This is a genomic window from Cupriavidus sp. F041 (genome assembly GCF_057814235.1).
This window is the reverse complement of the sequence record NZ_JBVASY010000002.1, coordinates 2,192,332-2,207,114: the sequence shown is the minus strand read 5'-3', so window position 1 is coordinate 2,207,114 and position 14,783 is coordinate 2,192,332. Positions and strand designations below refer to the sequence as shown.

Annotated in this window: 6 protein-coding genes and 2 pseudogenes; 5 read left to right on the top strand and 3 right to left on the bottom strand. The window is 67.1% G+C overall.

Going from position 1 to position 14,783, the window contains the following annotated elements:
- Positions 1-7: 7 nt before the first annotated feature.
- The 5 genes and pseudogenes from smc to ACZY0R_RS27440 all read left to right on the top strand — a co-directional run bounded on the left by smc (position 8) and on the right by ACZY0R_RS27440 (position 8,838).
- Positions 8-3,524 (top strand): annotated as a pseudogene (smc, locus tag ACZY0R_RS27460) (chromosome segregation protein SMC).
- Positions 3,521-4,900 (top strand): cell division protein ZipA C-terminal FtsZ-binding domain-containing protein, encoded by a 1,380-nt coding sequence (locus ACZY0R_RS27455; protein WP_488862820.1) that lies wholly within the window; start codon positions 3,521-3,523, stop codon positions 4,898-4,900. Before smc ends, ACZY0R_RS27455 begins: the two are co-directional and overlap by 4 nt.
- Before the next feature lie 34 nt (positions 4,901-4,934).
- A complete protein-coding gene (gene ligA, locus ACZY0R_RS27450) occupies positions 4,935-7,052 on the top strand; it encodes an NAD-dependent DNA ligase LigA (RefSeq protein ID WP_488862818.1) in 2,118 nt (705 codons plus the stop codon).
- Positions 7,049-7,582, top strand: coding sequence for a peptide deformylase (gene def / locus ACZY0R_RS27445; protein WP_035864901.1), 534 nt, complete (start codon positions 7,049-7,051; stop codon positions 7,580-7,582). Before ligA ends, def begins: the two co-directional genes overlap by 4 nt.
- A gap of 122 nt (positions 7,583-7,704) precedes the next feature.
- Positions 7,705-8,838, top strand: a complete 1,134-nt coding sequence (locus ACZY0R_RS27440; RefSeq protein ID WP_488862815.1) for a hypothetical protein — start codon at positions 7,705-7,707, stop codon at positions 8,836-8,838.
- A gap of 88 nt (positions 8,839-8,926) precedes the next feature.
- Here the strand turns inward: ACZY0R_RS27440 and ACZY0R_RS27435 are convergent, their stop codons facing one another.
- From ACZY0R_RS27435 to map, 3 genes and pseudogenes are all read right to left on the bottom strand, one after another.
- The gene (locus tag ACZY0R_RS27435) at positions 8,927-10,843 is read right to left on the bottom strand and encodes a pseudouridine synthase (protein ID WP_488862813.1); all 1,917 of its coding nucleotides are present in this window, start codon (positions 10,841-10,843) and stop codon (positions 8,927-8,929) included.
- A gap of 23 nt (positions 10,844-10,866) precedes the next feature.
- Positions 10,867-13,452, bottom strand: coding sequence for a [protein-PII] uridylyltransferase (locus ACZY0R_RS27430; protein WP_488866211.1), 2,586 nt, complete (start codon positions 13,450-13,452; stop codon positions 10,867-10,869).
- 67 nt (positions 13,453-13,519) lie between these two features.
- A pseudogene (map, locus tag ACZY0R_RS27425) lies at positions 13,520-14,341 on the bottom strand (type I methionyl aminopeptidase); the annotation flags it as partial.
- Positions 14,342-14,783 lie beyond the last annotated feature (442 nt).

Here is a 14,783-nt window from a genome sequence, read left to right as displayed (position 1 = left end):
ACCAACCGTGCGACTGTCCTCGATCAAACTGGCGGGCTTCAAGTCCTTTGTCGATCCCACCAATTTTCAAGTGCCCGGCCAGCTGGTCGGCATCGTCGGTCCCAACGGCTGCGGCAAGTCGAACATCATCGATGCGGTGCGCTGGGTGCTGGGTGAGTCGCGCGCCTCCGAGCTGCGCGGCGAGTCCATGCAGGACGTGATCTTCAATGGCTCCACCGCCCGCAAGCAGGCCGGGCGCGCCAGCGTCGAACTGGTGTTCGACAACCCCGAGGGGCGTGCCGGCGGGCAATGGAGCCAATATGCCGAGATCGCCGTCAAGCGGGTGCTGACCCGCGACGGCACGTCCTCGTACTACATCAATAACCAGGCCGTGCGCCGCCGCGACATCCAGGACATCTTCCTGGGTACCGGCCTGGGGCCGCGCGCCTACGCCATCATCGGGCAGGGCATGATCTCGCGCATCATCGAGGCCAAGCCCGACGACATGCGGATTTTCCTGGAAGAAGCCGCCGGCGTGTCCAAATACAAGGAACGCCGCCGCGAGACCGAAAACCGCCTGTCAGACACACGCGAGAACCTGACCCGCGTCGAAGACATCCTGCGCGAACTCGGCACCAATTTGGACAAGCTCGAAGGCCAGGCTGAAGTGGCCCAGCGCTTCAAGACGCTGCAGTCCGACGGCGAGGAAAAGCAGCACCTGCTGTGGCTGCTGCGCAAGCGCGAGGCGCAGGCCGAGCAGGAACGGCACACGCGCGCCATCGAACAGGCGCAGATCGATCTCGAAGCCCAGACCGCGCAGTTGCGCCATGTCGAGGCCGAACTCGAAACCATGCGCGCCGCGCATTATGCTGCGTCCGACAATATGCACACCGCGCAGGGCGCGCTGTACGAAGCCAATGCCGAGGTCAGCAAGCTAGAGGCCGAGATCCGCTATGTGGTGGAATCGCGCAATCGCGTGCAAGCGCAGATCGCCGCGTTGACCGCGCAGCGCGAGCAGTGGCAGGGCAAGGCCGAGCAGGCCACCGACGCGCTCGCGCAGGCCGAGGAAGAACTGGCGGTGGCGGAAGGCCGCACCGTCGAGGCACAGGAAGCGGTGGCGCACAAGACCGACGAGTTGCCCACGCTGGAAGCCCAGTGGCGCGATGCTCAGACGCTGTCCAACGAGCAACGCGCCAGCATCATGCAGGCCGAGCAGGCGCTCAAGCTCGAAGCCGCGCAGCAGCGCAGCGCCGACCAGATGCTGCAGCAGCTGGAACAGCGCCGCGAGCGCCTGTCCGGCGAGGAGAAGGGGCTCGACCGCCCCGATGAAATCCGCCTGGAAGAGCAGCGCGCCGAACTGGCCGAGCAGGAAGCCGTGCTGGAAGAAGCGCAGGCCATCCTGGCCGATTCCGCCGAAAGCGTGCCGCGCCTGGACGCCGGGCGCCGCGGCGCGCAGGAACGCGTGCAGAGCGAGGCCGCGGCGATCGCGTCGCTGGAAGCCCGCCTGGCCGCGCTGAAGCAGCTCCAGGAAAATGTCCAGACCGAAGGCAAGGTGCAGCCCTGGCTGGCCAAGCACGGCCTGGCCGAACTGCCGCGCCTGTGGAAGAAGATCCATATCGAGCCGGGCTGGGAAAGCGCGCTGGAATCCGTGCTGCGCGAAAAACTCGCCGCGCTCGAAGTCTCCAACCTGGACTGGATCACGTCCTTCCTGTCCGACGCGCCGCCCGCCAAGCTGGCCTTCTACTCGCCGCCGCCGGCCGCGCGCCCGCAGGAAACCCCCGCCGGCCTGCGCCCGCTGATGGCGCTGGTGCAGATCACCGAGCCCGGCATCCGGGCCGTGATGCAGGACTGGCTGGCCGATGTCTATACCGCCACCGACATGGCTTCGGCGCTAGCCCAGCGCGCCACGCTGCCGGAAGGCGCATCTTTTGTCGTGGCCGATGGCCACCTGGTGGGCCGCAGCTCGGTCCACCTCTACGCTGCCGATTCCGAGCAGGCCGGCATGCTGGCCCGCGAGCAGGAAATCGAGAACCTGCAGAAGCAGGCGCGCGCCCAGATGCTGCTGTCGGATGAGGCCAAGAGCCAGGCGGTACGCGCCGAAGCGGCCTACACCCAGGCCAGCGCCGCTCTGACGGAGGCACGCGGGCGCAGCGAGCAGGCCACCCGCCGCGTGCACGCGCTGCAGATGGACGTGCTCAAGCTGTCGCAGGCCATGGAGCGCTATGCCGCGCCGCAGCGGCCAGATCCGCGAGGAGCTGGCGGAAATCGGCGCGCAGATCGAAGAGCAGCGCGCCATCCGTGCCGAATCCGAAGCCAGCTTCGAGCATCACGACGCCGCGCTGGCCGAAATGCAGGCCACGCACGAAGACCACCAGATGGCCTTCGAGGCGCTGGACAGCAAGCTGTCTTCGGCACGGCACCAGTTGCGCGATTTCGAGCGTGCGGCGCAGGAAGCCCTGTTCGCCGAGCGCAATCTCGCCAACCGCATCGAAGAGCTGCGCCGCAATATCCAGACCGCCGGCGACCAGTCGGAGCGCCTTGCCCAGTCGCTGGAAGACGCGCGCGCCGAACTGGAAACCATCAACGAGCAGACCGCGCACACCGGACTGCAGGACGCGCTGGAGCGCCGCGCCGAGAAGGAAGAAAAGCTCGGCCTGGCCCGCACCGAGCTCGACGCGCTGTCGGCGCAACTGCGCCAGTACGACGACCAGCGCCTGGCCGCCGAACGCAGCCTGCAGCCGCTGCGCGACCGCATCACCGAGTACCAGCTCAAGGAACAGGCCGCGCGCCTGAACCAGGAGCAGTTCGGCGAACAACTGACCACCGCCGAGGTGGACGAGACCGCGCTGGCCGAGAAGCTGACCCCGGACCTCAAGCCTTCCTACCTGCAAGGCGAAGTCACCCGCCTGAACAACGCCATCAACGCGCTTGGGCCGGTGAACATGGCGGCGCTGGACGAGCTGGCGGCCGCGCGCGAGCGCAAGACCTTCCTCGATGCGCAATCGGCCGACCTGATCGACGCCATCACCACGCTGGAAGACGCGATCCACAAGATCGACCAGGAAACCCGCGCGATGCTGCAGGGGACCTTCGACCAGGTCAATCACCACTTCGGCGAGCTGTTCCCGTCGCTGTTCGGCGGCGGCCAGGCCAAGCTCATCATGACCGGCGACGAAATCCTCGACGCGGGCGTGCAGGTGATGGCGCAGCCGCCGGGCAAGAAGAACTCGACGATTCACCTGCTGTCCGGCGGCGAGAAGGCCCTGACCGCGATTGCGCTGGTGTTCGCCATGTTCCAGCTCAACCCCGCACCGTTCTGCTTGCTCGACGAGGTGGACGCGCCGCTGGACGATGCCAATACCGAGCGCTACGCCAATATGGTGGCGCGCATGTCGGACAAGACCCAGTTTGTTTTCATTTCCCACAATAAAATCGCAATGGAAATGGCACACCAGTTGATTGGCGTGACGATGCAGGAGCAAGGCGTCTCGCGTATCGTCGCTGTTGATATGGACGCAGCGATGTCGATGGCGGAGGCAGCATGACGCTCCAGACTGCCCTTATCGTGGCAGGCATTGTCCTGCTGCTGCTGGTGGTGGCTTATAACCAATGGCAGATCCGCAAGGCGCGCCGCCCGCGCGCGCTGCAGCCCGAGGACGACCTGCCGCCGATGCGCGAGCCGGTGGTCAGCCCGGTGGTGACGCCGGAAGTCAGTGCCAAGCTGCACGAGCCGCCGGCCGCGCATGTCGTCGAGCGGCGCGAGCCCACGCTGTCGGGCTCGCCGCTGGACGCCGCCGCCGTGGCGGCGGGCATGGCCGCCAGTTCGGCGGATGCCGATGAAGTGGTAGCCGAGGAAGTCGCCATCGCCGCCGCGCCGGCGTCCGGCCATGCCGCCTCGCGCAAGCCAGCGGACGCCGAAGGTGTGCAAGCCGTGGCTGGCCAGCCGGTGGCGCAGGCGCATGCCGAACACGCAGGGCATGCCGAACACGCAGCGCACGAGGAAGGCGAAGACCACGCGTTCGCGCAGCAGGAAGCCGCGCCGCGCAAGGAAGCCTATGTCGAGCCCGCCGTCCCCGATGGCCAGCCCACGCCCGCGGTGATTGATCCGCTGATCGACTGCATCGTGCCGCTGCACCTGGAGCGCAAGAGCTCCGGTGACCGCATCCTGCCGCTCACCGGCCGCCTGCGCCGCGCGGGGACCAAGCAGGTGCATATCGAGGGCCTGCGCGCCGAGGCCAATGCCTGGGAAGCGGTCACCGCCGGCCACCAGTACGAAGACCTGCAGGTGGCGGTACAACTCGCCAACCGGGGCGGGGCGCTCAATGCGCTCGAGTTTTCCGAGTTCGTCAACGCGGTGGAAGCGCTGGCGGAGTCGCTCGATGCGTCTGCCGAGCTGCCCGACATGAGCGAGACGGTCGCCAACGGCCGCGAGCTGGATGGGTTTGCCGCGAGCTGCGACGTGCAGCTTGGCGTCAATGTGATCTCCGACGGCGCGCCGTGGTCGGCCGCCTACGTGCAGACCGTGGCGACCCAGGACGGCCTGGTGCTGTCGCGCGACGGCACCCGCTTTACCCGCTACCAGGCCGGCGCCGATGGCGTGCAGCGTGCCTTGTTTACGCTGCAGTTCGGCGACACCAACTTCCTGCGCGACGATCTGACGGCCAAGGCCGGCCGCCAGATCACGCTGCTGCTCGACGTGCCGTCGGCGGCGCAGGCGACCAAGCCGTTCAAGACGGTGTGCGAGTATGGCTACAGCCTGGCGCAGCGCATGGGCGCGCAGCTGGTCGACGACAATATGCGGCCGCTGAGCGAGTCGTCCTTCGTCGCCATCTTCGGCCAGCTGCAAACGCTCTACGACAAGCTCGAGGCGCGCGGAATGCCCGCGGGCTCGCCCGTGACGCTACGTTTGTTCAGTCTCTGAAACAGCAGTACGACATCGGATCCGGTCATTCAGCATGAGTTCCCAACGAGAAGGTGCGGCGGCGCAAGCCCCCGCACCTGCCGGCGATTCTCCCGCCGCGCGCGCCGACTGGCTGCGCGCCGAGCTGGAGCGGCATAACTATCAGTATTACGTGCTCGACGCGCCGTCGGTTCCCGATGCGGAATACGACGCGCTGTTCCGCGAGCTGCAGGACATCGAGGCGGCCCATCCCGACTTGCTGACGCCGGAGTCGCCCACCCAGCGCGTGGGCGGACAGCCGCTGTCGGCTTTCGACACGGTGCGCCACGCCATTCCGATGCTGTCGCTCAACAACGCCTTCGAAGACGAAGATGTGGTGGCTTTCGACCGCCGTTGCGCGCAGGGGCTGGGGCGGACCGCGCCGGCGGAGGGCACGGCCGACCTGTTCGGCTCCGCCGATGCCGTGGAATATGCCAGCGAACTGAAGTTCGACGGCCTGGCCATGTCCTTGCGCTATGAAGACGGCCGGCTGGTACAGGCCGCCACGCGCGGCGACGGCGAAACCGGCGAAGACGTAACCGTCAACGTCCGCACCATCAAGGCCATTCCGCTGCGATTGCGCGGGGCGGCGCCGGCGGTGCTGGAAGTGCGCGGCGAAGTCTTCATGTACCGCCGCGAATTCGACAAGCTCAACGCGCGGCAGGCCGAGGCGGGCGAAAAGGCCTTCGTCAATCCGCGCAATGCCGCTGCCGGCAGCCTGCGCCAGCTGGACCCACGCATCACCGCCAGGCGACCCCTGTCGTTCTTCGCCTACGGGCTGGGCGACCTGCAGGGCGCGCCGCGCCCCGATACGCATAGCGCCATGCTCGACTGGTTTGCCGGGCTTGGGATGCCGGTCTGCGCGGAACGCGCGGTAGTGCGCGGCGCCGAGGGGCTGCTGGACTTCTATCGTGGCGTGGGCGAGCGCCGCGCCAGCTTGCCGTACGACATCGACGGCGTGGTGTACAAGGTCAACGCGCTGGCGGAGCAGGAGCGGCTCGGCTTCGTGTCGCGCGCGCCGCGCTTTGCCCTGGCGCACAAGTTTCCCGCCCAGGAAATGACCACGGTGGTCGAGGACATCGAAGTGCAGGTTGGCCGCACCGGCGCCATCACGCCGGTGGCGCGGCTGGCGCCGGTGTTCGTGGGCGGCGTGACCGTGACCAATGCCACGCTGCACAACGAGGACGAGATCCGCCGCAAGGACGTCCATATCGGCGATACCGTGATCGTGCGGCGCGCCGGCGATGTGATTCCGGAAGTGGTGGCGGTGGTGCCGGAGCGCCGGCCCGCCGATGCCCGCGCCTTTGTCATGCCGACAACGTGCCCCGTGTGCGGATCGCATATCGAAAAGCTGGAAGGCGAGGTGATCGCACGCTGCACCGGCGGGCTGATCTGCGCGGCGCAGCGCAAGCAGGCGCTGCTGCATTTCGCCCAACGGCGCGCCATGGATATCGAGGGCCTGGGCGACAAGGTGGTCGAGCAACTGGTCGACCTGGGCATCGTGCATACGCCCGCCGACCTGTACAAGCTCGGCATCGCCAAGCTGGCCGCGCTGGACCGGATGGCCGACAAGTCGGCCACCAACCTGGTGGCGGCCATCGAAGCGTCGCGTGAGACCACGCTCAACCGCTTCATCTTCGCGCTGGGCATCCGCCATGTGGGCGAGGCGACGGCCAAGGACCTGGCCAAGCACTTCGGCAAGCTGGATGGCCTGCTGGCCGCCGATGAAGCCGCCTTGCTGGAGGTCAACGACGTAGGCCCGGTGGTGGCGCAGTCGATCGCCAACTTCCTTGCCGAGCCGCACAATGTGGAAGTCATCGAGCAATTGCGCGCGGCCGGCGTGCACTGGCAGGAAAGCGAACCGGCGGCGCGCGCCGCGCCCGCGCCGCTGGCCGGCAAGACCTTCGTGCTGACTGGCACGCTGCCCACGCTGTCGCGCGAGGACGCCAAGGAAATGCTGGAAGCCGCCGGCGCCAAGGTGGCCGGTTCGGTGTCGAAGAAGACCGACTACGTGGTGGCCGGCGCGGAAGCCGGCAGCAAACTGGAAAAGGCCGAGGCGCTCGGCGTGCCTGTGCTTGACGAGGCCGCCATGCTGGCCTTGCTGGCCGAGATTCAAACCGGAGATCAAGGATGATCCGTGACATTCTAAAGATGGGCGACCCACGCCTGCTGCAGGTAGCGCGCCCGGTCACGCGCTTCAATACGCCGGAGTTGCGGCTGCTGATCGACGATATGTTCGACACCATGGATCACGCCAACGGCGCTGGCCTCGCCGCGCCGCAGATCGGCGTGGACCTGCAGGTGGTGATCTTCGGTTTCGATCGCAATCCGCGCTATCCGGATGCGCCGACCGTGCCCAAGACCGTGCTGATCAATCCCGAGCTGACGCCGATTGGCGAGGAGCAGGACGAGGCCTGGGAAGGCTGCCTGTCGGTGCCGGGCTTGCGTGGCGTGGTGCCTCGCTATACCCGGCTGAAGTACACCGGATTCGACATGATGGGCGCGCGCATCGAACGGGTGGCGGAGGATTTCCACGCGCGGGTGGTGCAGCATGAATGCGATCACCTGCAGGGTATCCTTTATCCCATGCGAGTGCGGGATTTCACGCGATTCGGCTTTACCGAGGTACTGTTCCCCGAGTTGCCCCCCAATAGCGACGACTGATCGCTTCGCCCGGCGCGGCGGGGGGACTTCCCCTCGCCGCCCTTCCTGGCGTGGTGCGACTTCACCAACGAGAATGGAGCGGTGGCCAGGCGTTGCGCCGCTTCGGTATCAGGAGACGGGACATGAGGACATTTCGCCGTGGGCATTGCGCGCCGATCGCGCTGCTTGCGCTCGCAGCCGCAGCGCAGTTCGGCTGCGTGGCGCCCGGCGTGGACAACGCCGCCGCGCAGGCCAGGCCGGCAACCGCCGCGGCGGCCCCCCAATGGCAGCGCGTAAAGTTTGGCACGGGCGCGCAGACTTACGATTTCCCGGTCTATGCCAACCATCCGCTGGACGGCGATCTGAGCGGCATCCGCGAGGTGATCTTTGTCCAGCATGGGCTGCGGCGTAACGGCGACGATTACTTCGCCGCCGGCGCGGACTTGCTCAGGCAAACCGGGCGCAATCCCGACGAGGTGCTGCTGCTGGCGCCCAACTTCCCCGGCACGCCGGACGCGGCCCTGGGCAACGTCTTCGACCATATGCCGATCTGGAGCGTGCAGGGCTGGATGGGTGGCGAGGATGCCGTCAATCCACCGTATTCGACCAGTTCGCTGCAGGTACTGGACGATCTCGTCGGCATGGTGACCGACAAGCGCCGCTTTCCCGCAGTGACCCGCGTGACGATTGCCGGCCATTCGGGCGGCGCGCAACTGGTGCACCGCTATGCGGTACTGAACAATGTCGACGAGCGCATTCGCGCCGGCGGTATCGACCTGCGCTACGTGGTGGCGAATCCTTCGTCGTATCTCTATTTCACGCCGGAGCGCCCGAGCGGAAAGGGCTTCGCACGCTATGACACGGCCATTTGCGCGGATTACGACAAATACCGGTACGGCATGAGCGACATGGTGCCGTATGCGCGCGGCGCGACGGGCGACGCGCTGTTCCGCCGCTATCTGCAGCGCCAGGTGACCTATCTGGTGGGGACGGAAGACAACGACCCCAACCACCGCGTGCTCGACAAGGCATGCGGCGCCGAAGCCGAAGGCCCGACCAGGTTGGAGCGGGCGCGCGGCTACCTGCGCTACGAGCGCTATCTTGCCGACCCGTTGGGCAGCCAGCGCCCTCCGGTCCGCCACCAGGCCTTCGAGGTGGTCGGCGTCGGCCATAACCAGGGGCGCATGCTTGGCTCGCAATGCGGGGCGAAGGCGGTATTCGGGCTGGCGGAGACGGCCAATGCCGATGGCGCGGCCTGCCGTGCGCCGCAGCTATGAGGCGATGGGAGCGGGGCAGGGCGCTGACACGCGCCGATTAGTGTGAACGCTGGCAGCCACCTGGCCGCCAGCGTTCAGGGCAAGGCGTTCAGAACTTCTCGAACGCGCCTAGGAAGCGCCACTGGCCGACCGGCAGGTCGCCCAGCACGATGCGGCCCATGCGCACGCGCTTCAGGCCCACGACCCGCAGGCCGACCTGTTCGCACATGCGGCGGATCTGCCGCTTCTTGCCCTCGCGCAGCACGAAGCGCAATTGCTCCTCGTTCTGCCAGCTGACCTTGGCCGGCTTGAGCGCCTCGCCGTCCAGGGACAGGCCGTGGCGCAGCTTCTCGATCAGCTCCGCGGGGAAGACTTTCGAGATATCGCGCTCGACCAGGCCTTCGGGCGAATCCCAGTTCACCCGCACCAGGTATTCCTTTTCCACCGTCGAGTCTTCGCCGATCAGGTGGCGCGCAACGCGGCCGTCCTGGGTCAGCACCAGCAGGCCGGTGGAGTCGATGTCGAGCCGGCCGGCGGGGGCCAGGCTCTTGCGCTGCCACGGGGCGAAGCGCTTGCGGGTGGGATCCAGTTCCCACTGGTTCTCCGGCGCGAACAGCACCGCGGCCGGCTCGTAGCCGTCCTCGGCCTGGCCCGACACGTAGCCGACGGGCTTGTGCAGCAGCACGGTCACGCGTTCGCCCTGCTCTGAGCGGGCAGCCTGGTGGATCTCGATGTTGGCGTCCGGGCTGATGCGCGAGCCGAGTTCGGTGACGGGCTGGCCGTCGACCAGCACCCAGCCGCGCGGAATCCATTCGTCGGCTTCGCGGCGCGAGCACAGGCCGAGTTCCGACATCCGCTTGGACAGGCGTACCAGGCCATCGGAGCTGGGCTGGGGCGCATGCCGCGCGGGCGCGGCGCGCTCCGCGCCCGTGCCCTGGCCGGCATCGTGCGCACGGCGCGGACGGTCTTGTCCTTCGCCGGGGGCGAAGTTGCGCGGGCGATCATTGCCTTCGCCAGCAAAGCGGCGGGGGCGATCCTGGCCTTCGCCGGGGCCGAAACGGCGCGGACGATCCTGGCCTTCACCGGGGGCGAAACGGCGCGGACGATCCTGAACTTCGCCGGGGCCGAAGCGGCGCGGACGATCCTGACCTTCTCCAGGGGTGAAGCGGCGCGGACGATCCTGACCTTCACCGGGGCCGAAGCGGCGCGGGCGATCCTGACCTTCTCCAGGGGTGAAGCGGCGCGGACGATCCTGACCTTCACCAGGACCGAAATTGCGCGGGCGATCCTGGCCTTCGCCGGGGGCGAAACGGCGCGGGCGATCCTGACCTTCACCGGGACCGAAATTGCGCGGGCGATCATTGCCTTCGCCAGCAAAGCGGCGGGGGCGATCCTGGCCTTCGCCGGGGCCGAAACGGCGGGGTCGATCCTGGCCTTCGCCGGGGGTGAAACGGCGCGGACGATCCTGGCCTTCGCCGGGGGTGAAACGGCGCGGACGGTCCTGGCCTTCACCGGAGTCGAAACGGCGCGGGCGATCATTACCTTCGCCAGCAAAGCGGCGGGGACGATCCTGACCTTCGCCGGGGCCGAAACGGCGCGGGCGATCCTGGCCCTCGCCGGGGGTGAAACGGCGCGGGCGGTCCTGGCCTTCACCAGAGTCGAAACGGCGCGGGCGATCATTGCCTTCGCCAGCAAAGCGCCGCGGACGATCCTGCCCTTCGCCGGAACCGAAACGGCGCGGACGGTCGTCGCCTTCGCCGGCAAAGCGGCGGGGACGGTCCTGGCCTTCGCCGGTGCGCGGGCCACGTAGCGGGCGCTGGGCACCGTCTTCCGCCTTCTTGCGCGAGCGCTCGCCGCCGCCGGCGCGCTCCTGTGCCTGCTTGATGCCGTCGACCACGGCGCGTACGCGCCCGCGGTTCAGGTCGGACACGCGCACCGGCCGGGTGGCGCCGGGTTTGCGGGCGTTGCCTTCGGAGGCGGCCTTGATGCCCAGCGTCTTGCGCTTGGGCGAATTGCTATCGGTCATATCTTCTATGTGGGGCGTCCGGCCTAGATGGCCAGCGCCGCCAGCAGGTCCTGTTCGAGCTGTAACTGCAGTTTGTTATCCGAGGCGAGGCGGCTGCCGTCGACCAGGAAAACGTCTTCCACCCGCTCACCGAGCGTGTTGATGCGGGCGGTATGCACCGAAATGCGATGTTTGGCCAATACGCGCGAGATGGCGTACAAAAGACCGGTGCGGTCGTTGGCCGAGAGCGACAGCAGGTAATACTGGCCGCGCTCGTCGGCACGCAGGTCGACACGCGGCTTGATCGGGAAGCTGCGCGACTGGCGCGACAGCCGTCCCTGGGTGGGTTCCGGCAGGGCGGCCTGCTGCTGCAGGCGCTCGGCCAGTTCGTGCTCCACCAGCGCAATGATGTCGCGGTAATTGCCGCTCGCATCGCTGCTGATGCCCGGATCGGTTACCTGGAAGGTATCGAGCGCGTAGCCGTGCCGGGTGGTGTGGATCTTGGCTTCCTGGATGGAGAAGCTCTTGCGTTCGAAATAGCCGCAGATGCGGGCGAATACGTCGGGCTGGTCCTTGACGTAGACCGCTACCTGCAGGCCTTCGCCGGCGGGCGACAGGCGCGCCTTGACCACCGGCATGGGGCTGTCCACCTTGTTGTACAGGTGACGCGTGAGCCAGGCGATGTCGCGCGCATCGTGGCGCAGGAAGAAGGCGACGTCGAGCTGGGCCCACAGCGGCTTGCCCAGTTCCGGGTCGAAGGCCTTGAGCCGTAGCTGGGCGATCGTGTCGTCCCTGCGCTGCGCCCACAGCGAATGCGGATCGACGCGGGCGCCGCCCAGCACGCGCAGCGTGATGCGGTAGAGGTCTTCCAGCAGTTTGCCTTTCCACGCGTTCCACACCTTGGGGCTGGTGCCGCGGATATCGGCCACGGTCAGCAGGTAGAGCGCGGTCAGGTAGCGCTCGGTGCCGACCACCCGCGCGAAGGCATGGATCACGTCGGCATCGGTCAGGTCCTGCTTCTGCGCCACATGGCTCATGGTCAGGTGATGCTCGACCAGCCAGGCAATCAGGTCGGTATCCTCGCGGCCGATGCCGTGCTGCTTGCAAAAGCGCCGCGCATCGGCGGTGCCGAGCTTGGAGTGGTCGCCGCCGCGGCCTTTGGCGATATCGTGGAACAGCGCAGCCACCCACAGCACCCAGGGACGGTCGAAGGTTGCCATCAACTGGCTGCAGAAGGGGAACTCGTGGGTGTGCTCGACAATGGCGAAGCGGCGCATGTTGCGCACCACCATCAGGATGTGCTGGTCCACCGTATAGACGTGGAACAGGTCGTGCTGCATCTGCCCGACGATGCGGCGGAAGTTGATCAGGTAGCGGCCCAGCACGCTGGTCTGGTTCATCAGCCGCAGCGCGTGGGTGATGCCCTGCGGCTCCTGCACGATGGCAAGGAACAGGCGGCGGTTTTCCGGATCGTTGCGCCAGCCGGCATCCATCACCGTGCGGGCGTTGTACAGGCCGCGCAGCGTGCGGGGCGACAGGCCCTTGACGCCGGGCGTGCGCTCGTAGACCAGGAAGGTTTCCAGGATGGCGTGGGGTTCGCGCTCGTAGAGATCGTCGCTGGTGATCTCCAGCATGCCCTGGCGTTCCACGAAGCGCTCGTTGATGACGCGCGTCACCTTGGATTCGCTGGGGAACAGCATGGCCTCGATATTGAGCAGCAGCACGATATTGAGCTGCGTGACCGCCTTGGCCGCCCAGTAGTAACGGCGCATCAGCTGCTCGCTGGCGCGCTTGTTGTTGTTCTGGCGGTAGCCGAAGGCCTCGGCCAGCGCGGTCTGCAGGTCGAACACCAGTACGTCCTGGCGGCGTCCGGCCACCAGGTGCAGGCGCGCGCGGATGGTCTTGAGCAGGCGCTCGTTGCGCGCCAGTTCCTGCGCTTCGCGCTCGCTCAGCAGATCACGCTCGAACAGCTCTTTCCAGCTATCCCCCAGGCCCGCCGCCTTGGTCATCCACAGGATGACCTGCAGGTCGCGCAGGCCGCCGGGGCTTTCCTTGCTGTTGGGTTCGAGCGAGTAGGGCGTGTCCTGGTATTTGGCATGGCGCTGGCGCATTTCCAGCAACTTGGCCTGGAAGAAGGCGCGCGGGTCCAGGTCGGCCTGGTAGCACGTCTGCAACTCGGTGAAGAGCGCGCGGTTGCCCGTCAGCAGGCGCGCTTCGAGCAGGGACGTCTGGATGGTCACGTCCTGGCGCGATTCGCGGATGCAGTCGTCCACGGTACGCACGGCGGAGCCGATTTCGAGCCCGAGGTCCCAGCACAGGCTGATGAACTTCTCCAGCCGTTCGGTGGTGTCCTGGTCGGGTTCTGACGGCAGCAGCAGCAGCACGTCCACGTCGGAATACGGGAACAGTTCGCCGCGCCCGTAGCCCCCCACGGCCACCAGCGCGCTATGCGCCGGCAGGCCCAGTCCGCGCCAGGCTTCGGTCAGCGCGTTGTCCACCGCGCGCCGCAGGCGCGTCAGCAGCTGGCCGACGTGGCCGTGCGCGTTGAAGTCCTCGAACACGGCTTGCTTGTCGGCTTTGAGCTGATCGCGAACACGGGTGGCGAGGATGAGTTCCGGCGTGGCGTCCATGGCTGGGGCTGGGGGCATCGAAGGGACGGCTGAAATAAGAAGGGCGCCAACTTTGGCGCCCGTAGCGTCAGGCTGCGACAGAATCGGTAATGAAGGCGGGCGGCGCCTGCGTGCCCTCGGAGACCGTCAGCACGTCATAGCCGGTCTCGGTCACCAGGATGGTGTGCTCCCATTGCGCCGACAGGCTGCGGTCGCGGGTCTTGACGGTCCAGTGGTCTGGCATGGTGCGGATGTCGCGCTTGCCGGCGTTGACCATCGGCTCGATCGTGAAGATCATGCCGGCCTGGATCTCCATGCCGGTGCCCGGGCGGCCGTAATGCAGGATCTGCGGGTCTTCGTGGAAGTTCTTGCCGATGCCGTGGCCGCAGTATTCGCGCACCACTGTATAGCCGGCGGCTTCCGCATGGACCTGGATCACATGGCCGATGTCGCCGAGGCGGGCACCGGGGCGCACCTGGGCGATGCCTTTCCACATGCACTCGAACGTGACCTGGGCCAGGCGCTTGGCCAGGATCGAGCCCTCGCCGGCGATGAACATGCGGCTGGTGTCGCCGTAGTAGCCTTCCCTGGTGATCACGGTGATATCGAGATTGACCGCGTCGCCGGACTTCAGCACGCGTTCGCCCGGGATGCCGTGGCAGATCACGTCGTTGACCGAGGTGCAGATGGCGCCAGGGAAGGGAGGGTAGCCCGGGGGCGCATAATTCAGCGGCGCCGGCACCGTGCCCTGCACATCGCGCATGTAGGCGTGGCACAGCCGGTCGAGTTCGCCGGTGGTGACGCCCGGCTTGACGAAGGGCGTGATGTAGTCGAGGACCTCGGAGGCCAGCCGGCAGGCAACCCGCATTTGGGCGATGTCGTCGGCGTTCTTGATATGGATGCTCATGCTGCTCGCAAAAGTGGCGGCGAAGCCACTGGCTGCGCCTTAATTCGAATCTGAAAGTGGGATTATCGCACCATCGGGCATCGACCGCAGCCGAAAACGGGCCGCGCCGGATGCGGGCGCGGTTCGGGCGGGCGGCGCAAGCGCGGGGCGGCGTGCGAGGCGCCCCGGGGCTTTCCGACGGCTGCCCACCTTTCTCATCATAGTTAGCCTCTTGAGCGAAGTCCTGTTTTGTTGCTACAATCTTGGGCTGGCTTTCTTCCGGCTTTTCGTCACCCGGCGATGCATGCGGTGGCGTGGCTGGTGGTTGCGAGGCCGGGCACGTTACTTGTTGTTGCGTGTTCGCTTTGTTTGCAGGCGCCCGGCGCTTGTGAGTTGTTTGAAGTTTGAAATTGCGAGTCCGTCCATCTGGGGTGTTCCTTTTCAGGAATGTCGGGGCGGCCTTCAG

Excerpts from the sequence above, each read along its gene's own strand:
- ACZY0R_RS27455 (WP_488862820.1), top strand. The coding sequence starts at position 3,521 with ATGACGCTCCAGACTGCCCTTATCGTGGCAGGCATTGTCCTGCTGCTG.
- ligA (WP_488862818.1), top strand. The coding sequence starts at position 4,935 with ATGAGTTCCCAACGAGAAGGTGCGGCGGCGCAAGCCCCCGCACCTGCC.
- def (WP_035864901.1), top strand. The coding sequence starts at position 7,049 with ATGATCCGTGACATTCTAAAGATGGGCGACCCACGCCTGCTGCAGGTA.
- ACZY0R_RS27440 (WP_488862815.1), top strand. The coding sequence starts at position 7,705 with ATGAGGACATTTCGCCGTGGGCATTGCGCGCCGATCGCGCTGCTTGCG.
- ACZY0R_RS27435 (WP_488862813.1), bottom strand. The coding sequence starts at position 10,843 with ATGACCGATAGCAATTCGCCCAAGCGCAAGACGCTGGGCATCAAGGCC.
- ACZY0R_RS27430 (WP_488866211.1), bottom strand. The coding sequence starts at position 13,452 with ATGGACGCCACGCCGGAACTCATCCTCGCCACCCGTGTTCGCGATCAG.